Source organism: Kaarinaea lacus (assembly GCF_975902315.1).
In genome coordinates this window covers 1-4,587 of sequence record NZ_CDLKIE010000163.1, presented here as the reverse complement: position 1 = coordinate 4,587, position 4,587 = coordinate 1, and the positions used below count along the sequence as shown (strand labels likewise).

Genomic DNA, 4,587 nt, shown 5'->3' with positions numbered 1-4,587 from the left:
TTCTGACAATCCGAACCTGGCGCGCACAATCCAGAAGCGTGTATTGGCCCTGGCAAATTTTGCGGCAGCTTTATCCAGTAAGGCAGTGACTGTAACACTTTTAAGGTCATCATTTAGTTTTACGTCTTTTATTTTACCAATGGTGAGTCCCTTGTATTTGATTACTGTTGAATCAGGCTTAATACCATTTGCCGTAGCAAACGTGATTTTTATTAATAATCCGGACTCGATGGCAGATTCGAAATCATCGTATAAAAAGAAGCTTGAGCCGCGGCTGGCTTTACGCGAAGTTTTGCTTGTCAAGGGTGTATAAAACGCAATACCACCCGCCATAATAGAGGCCAGGGATTCAGTGCGGAGTTCAATGCCATCCAGGCCGCCGGTGATACTTATACCACTAACGTTATAAAACACACTGTTAGACTTAACTAGATGTGCATATTGTTCTTCGATATGTGCAGATATAATGACTTCGTCGCTTGATTTAGAAAGCTGGTAATCATGTACTTTTCCAACAGGGATTTTTTTATAATAGATCGCAGTACCTTTTCCGACTGAACCCAGATTGCTGGCAGTCAATTTAAAATGCAGGCCGGGAGCTAGCGGATCCATACTGGGAGGGCCGTCCAGTGCGATAAAAGTTCGTGTAGGTTTGCCCTTGGATAAATCCTGGACTTGCGTATCAATATAAGACCCTGATAGCAATGTTTCGATACCCTTAACGCCGCTTAAGGATATTTCCGGTTTCACGAGCCAGAATCTTGTGTTGTCAACCAGGCCCCTTTCTGCGCGAGGAGTGAACATTACATGTGCTATAGCGCCTTTGAACTGGTTGTTTTCCACTTTAAATTTGACGTCTTTTACAATACCCACTTCGGCGCCTTCAAACATAACCTTAGTTTTATTAGGTACCAGGCCACGGCCTTGTTTGAAATGAATTTCCGCCATGATGCCGGTTTGGGCTTCATCATAGTCTTTATAGAGCTTAAAATTGTCATTATTAACAGCAGGCAGGTCATCTTCTTCATTTTCAGGCGTATCGAAAGCAATACCACCCGATAACATGGACAAAAAAGATTGAGTTCTAACTTTGAATCCTGACAGGCTGCCGCTAATGTCGATACCCGAAGCATTCCAGAAACGAGTATTTTTCCTGACGAGATGTGCAAATTGTTCTTTTACGTGCGCATTTAGCGCAACTCGTTTACCATCATTGCTTAATTCATAATTTAAAATTTCGCCCACGGGAATTTTGTGGTAGTAAATAATTGTGCCATCTTTAATAGAGCCAAGTTCATCAGATACCAGCTGAAAATGTAAACCAGGTGCGGTCTTGGGAAGTTTGGGTGGTATCTTGAGGGCAACGAAGTTAGTTTTGTATTTTCCGCTACCTGGTCGGAGTTTAATATATTTACCACTAATGATAGTTTCCAATCCGGACACACCAGATACCGATACCTGGGGTGATACTAACCAGAATACCGTGCCTTCTTTCAACAGTGGCTTTGCTTCTTTGTCTAACTGGGCCACCACTATGACTCCATTCATATCTTTGTTCATATGAATGTCTTCAACAGTGCCGAATTGCACGCCTTTATAGGATACTTTAGTTTTGCCAATCTCTATACCATCTGCGCTTTCAAATTCTATAGTGACATTGATAGGCGCATTGACGAAGCTTTTATAAATCAGCCAGCCACCAAGCACAGCGGCAATTATCGGTAATATCCAGATTGGATTGAGTCGCGAGCGTTTTCTCACTATGGCTGTTTGGGGTCGTCGTTTTTGGTCTTCGGGAATGATAATTTCGTCGGTCATAATCAGTTCCTTGCAGAATCCCAAATCAGACGAGTGTCAAAAGTGTTAGCAGCAAACATTGTAAATACCACCGCCAGGGCAAACGCAGTGGCGCCGGCACCTGCTGATATTTCTGCCAGTCCGGTAATTTTGACCAGAGCTGCCATGATGGCGACGACGAAAATATCCAGCATTGACCAACGGCCAATCCATTCCAGAAACCGGTACATGATCAAGCGTTGTTTATTGTTAATTTTCCAACGAAACTGTACTGATAGTAAGATAAGCATTAACACCAGTGCTTTTGTTATCGGTACAAACACACTGGCAATGAATACCACAATAGCGACCAGATAACTGCCCATTTGCATCAGAGTGATAACCCCGGACATGATGGAGTCACTGCTGGTGTTGCCCAACACACCGATCTTCATCATTGGCCACAGTTGTGCGGGTACTAAGCAAATAATTCCGGTAAATAACAAAGCCCAGGCGTTGGTGATGCTGTTTGGCTTGCGATAATGCAGGGGGTCACCGCAGCGTACGCAATGCGATTCATGTTGGGTGTCAACGTCCCTTATAGACTGCAGCTTGTGGCAGGTATCACAAAGCACGAGGTGTTGATCAATGGCCATGGCTTCACTCATGTTCATGCCCGTCGTTATGCTCATCAAGGTATTCCCAGATCTCTTCTGTGTTGAAAGTCAGGTTGGCAGTTAGAACAGCCAGGAACAGACCAGTAAAACATAATAAGCCAATGCCAAATTTTATGTCAGCCATGGAGACCAGTTTATAGATGGAGGTGATAATGCCCACCATATAAACATCAATCATGCTCCAGGGCTGCAAATGACTATAAAATTTCAGCGAACTTTTAACAGTATCGCGTAAGAAAGCGTTGCGATACCCGGCGGTGATAAAAAGCATAACTATTATGCTAATCAGGGGCACTACCACGGCACACAATAAAGATAAGAATGCTACTAAATAATATTTGTCGTTATATAAAACCTTAATGCTGGAAAATACCGTACCGATAATTTCTTGCCCGACAAGATTAAGAGACAGCATGGGTAAAGTCATGGCCGGTAAAAAAAGAATTAGAGCGGTGAGGCTAAGGGCAAAAGTTCTGGAAATGCTGTCTTTTTTATTTCTTGCGAGTTTGTAACCACAGCGAGGGCATAACGCATTGGCGTTGACCGGTAGCGCTGGCACTTCAACGATTAAGTCACATTCATGGCATGCAGTGATGTGTTGATGCATTTGTGGCAATCCTAACGGAAAAACCAGAAAAAGTAGGTAGTCACTATTATTACTTATTTTCAATATTATATGAATAAAAGGGACAAATTTGTATAAATAATAGTTTCTTATTGCAAGAATTATTAATTTATAGCCGAATTGAACAGGGAAGGACAAGCTTTAAAATTTCAATTGTCCAGGATAATAAGCTGATTTCCTAATTATTTTGCGTGTTTTGAGAGGCGTGTAATCCTACTAACCGGGCGATCAATACTGCAATATAGAGTTGTCCAATTACCGCCTGGGTGGAGGCAAACATGCGGGCGACTGCATTAGTGGGCGCAATATCGCCATAACCTAAGGTGGTCATCGTCACCAGGCTATAATACAGTGATGATGCTGTATCGCCATAGCCAAATTTTAACTTTAGTGGATCTTGTGCTTCCGCCAGCGCATAGATAAATGATCCTGGTTGAATGACTTCGATCATGGAGTAAAGCAGTGCCCACAATAAACTAATTAACAGGTAGACACATAATGCCGCAAAAATTTTATTGGCATCTACTCTTTGCTGATCAAAAATATATTTCATGATCAGTACAATGGCATAGCACAGATAGCAAATTGCTAAAACCTGAAAAATAATATCTGTCACAGCGGTTTCTGTAATTATTTGCCCGACAGACATAATGGCGACGGGGATTGCAAATGCAACACCGATGATTTTTGAAATTTTTGCTTTGCTCACGGTAAATATCGCCGTTAGCATGAAAACCATATATAGCGCTGCAATAATTGCATCTGACCAAAGCGATTTTTCTTCACCCAGGATGATGGTTATCAGTGGCGAGCCGAGGAAAAACAGAATCAGGGAAAAGAATAAAAGTGCAAAGCGGTGTTCATGCGTCAGGCTATGAAACCAGGTTTGCTGATGTTGTTGTGGCATAGCGAATCAATTACGCATGTTTAATACGGAAGAAAATAGCGTAAAGCACCGGAACAAATATTAAAGTCAGTACTGTAGCGAACCCAAGTCCAAACATTATCGTTACCGCCATGGACACAAAAAACGCATCCGTCAACAATGGTACCATGCCTAGTATGGTTGTAGCTGCAGCCATGGCAACAGGTATTAAACGACTCACACCAGAATCAACTATTGCTTGAAATGGGTCTTTGCCGGATTTTAGTTCTGCGTCTATCTGGTCTATGAGTACTATAGCGTTTTTAATTAGCATGCCCGCCAGACTCATTAAACCTAATAAAGCCATAAAACTAAAGGGTTGGTCAAATGTTAGTAAGCCTACGGTAACTCCAATAATCGCCATGGGTACCGTTAACCAGATTACCAGCGTTTTTCGAATAGAATTAAATAAAATAATGACCATTAGAATCATTAAGCCAAAGAAAATGGGAACATAGTTGGCGATAGAGGTCTGCGCTCGTGCAGAGTCTTCTGCTTCACCACCCCAGGCCATGTAGTAGCCGGGCATACCTTTTAGCGGTATTTTATCGCTGTCTTTAACTTTTATAGTATTTGCATCCCAT

At 42.2% G+C, this 4,587-nt stretch carries 5 protein-coding genes; all 5 read right to left on the bottom strand.

Features of this window, described 5'->3' with window-relative positions; genetic code table 11:
• The coding region (locus ACWVCM_RS04590; RefSeq protein ID WP_455200539.1) for an MlaD family protein at positions 1-1,818 on the bottom strand (1,818 nt) is incomplete at its 3' end.
• 2 nt (positions 1,819-1,820) lie between these two features.
• Positions 1,821-2,468 carry a paraquat-inducible protein A gene (locus ACWVCM_RS04585; protein ID WP_455200538.1) on the bottom strand — a complete coding sequence of 216 codons (648 nt, stop codon included), beginning with the start codon at positions 2,466-2,468 and terminating at the stop codon, positions 1,821-1,823.
• On the bottom strand, positions 2,437-3,060 hold the full coding sequence (locus tag ACWVCM_RS04580) for a paraquat-inducible protein A (protein WP_455200537.1): 624 nt from the start codon (positions 3,058-3,060) through the stop codon (positions 2,437-2,439). The genes ACWVCM_RS04585 and ACWVCM_RS04580 overlap by 32 nt, the downstream gene beginning before the upstream one ends.
• A 196-nt stretch (positions 3,061-3,256) precedes the next feature.
• On the bottom strand, positions 3,257-3,985 hold the full coding sequence (locus tag ACWVCM_RS04575) for a potassium channel family protein (RefSeq protein ID WP_455200536.1): 729 nt from the start codon (positions 3,983-3,985) through the stop codon (positions 3,257-3,259).
• A 10-nt stretch (positions 3,986-3,995) separates the two neighbouring features.
• Positions 3,996-4,587, bottom strand: a 592-nt coding sequence (locus ACWVCM_RS04570; protein ID WP_455200535.1) for an efflux RND transporter permease subunit, incomplete at its 5' end; no start/stop codon positions are given.

Excerpts from the sequence above, each read along its gene's own strand:
- ACWVCM_RS04585 (WP_455200538.1), bottom strand. The coding sequence starts at position 2,468 with ATGAGCATAACGACGGGCATGAACATGAGTGAAGCCATGGCCATTGAT.
- ACWVCM_RS04580 (WP_455200537.1), bottom strand. The coding sequence starts at position 3,060 with ATGCATCAACACATCACTGCATGCCATGAATGTGACTTAATCGTTGAA.
- ACWVCM_RS04575 (WP_455200536.1), bottom strand. The coding sequence starts at position 3,985 with ATGCCACAACAACATCAGCAAACCTGGTTTCATAGCCTGACGCATGAA.